We start from the raw sequence: 1,038 nt of genomic DNA on the forward strand, positions 1-1,038 counted from the left end.
CACGAGATGATAGAGACCTATCAAGGCTTAAAGATGATGTCACGCATCATGAAATTGATTGCCTTCATCCTCTTTATGTTTGTAATAGATTTTTCCCGTTTCGTGGACGCCCTAGAGAATAGCTTCTCACACCTCAAAAAGTGGATAACTAATAGTTGAAAAACTTTTTCTTTAAGAAAAGAAATTAATATTAATGATAAGTTACACTATGTTTAACTAAGTTAAATTATTTAACTAAGCTAAATAAGTATAATCATCAAAATTCTTAAAGAGGAAATATTATGAGTGAAAAAAGTGATTATAGCAGCTAAAGTAGATATAAATCTAAAAAGCGCATTTATGGCTATAGCTGAAATAAAACACCGTCCAGCATCTCAAATTTTACGTGATTTTATTCGTGTGTACGTTGAAAATAATAAGATACTCAATAAAGAAACGCTTGAAATTTTTCATAAAACCGATAGCAATGAAGATGTTTTTTATGCTGAAAATATTGCTGATTTGATTAAGCAACTGGATATCTGATCATGCGTTCAGTGAGTTATTCAGGAAAGTTTAAAAAGGATGTAAAACGAGCAAAAAAGCGTGGAAAAGATATGCGAAAGCTCACAGAAGTTATGCAACGTCTAATTCATAAGAAGCAATTGCTATCTATTTTAAATGATCATGCATTACAAGGGAATTAGAAGCTTTGTCGAGATCTTCATATAGAACCCGATTGGTTATTAATTTATATAGTTGATGAAGAGTGCGTCCATTTTGATAGGACAGGTACGTATTCGGATTTATTTAAGTAAGAAGTTGATTATGCCCTAAACTGATTCGCAATAATTGAGAGGCATGTCACAAAATCCTATTTCTTAATCTTTATTTACGAATCCCTCATATTTAAAAAATATAATAAAAAAAGATACTAAATAAGGAAAAAAGAAGGTGGTGCCCAGACGCGGCAAGCAGGGGCTTAGCAACAAGATTCAAAGTATATAAAGATGTGTAAGGGCGTATTGATGTCTATAGCTTTTTATGATTCAATAAAAA

General features: G+C 31.4%; 1 protein-coding gene and 1 pseudogene. Both read left to right on the top strand.

Annotation, left to right across the window (positions count from 1 at the left end; all coding sequences use genetic code 11):
* Nucleotides 1–285: 285 nt before the first annotated feature.
* Nucleotides 286–525, top strand: a complete 240-nt coding sequence (locus tag ACFINF_RS09345; RefSeq protein ID WP_375620607.1) for a hypothetical protein — start codon at nucleotides 286–288, stop codon at nucleotides 523–525.
* Between the two features lie 2 nt (nucleotides 526–527).
* Nucleotides 528–797, top strand: a pseudogene (locus tag ACFINF_RS09350) (type II toxin-antitoxin system YafQ family toxin).
* The last annotated feature ends 241 nt before the right edge of the window (nucleotides 798–1,038 follow it).

The organism is Bartonella sp. TS25HLJMH (assembly GCF_042193505.1).
Lineage (GTDB): Bacteria > Pseudomonadota > Alphaproteobacteria > Rhizobiales > Rhizobiaceae > Bartonella > Bartonella grahamii.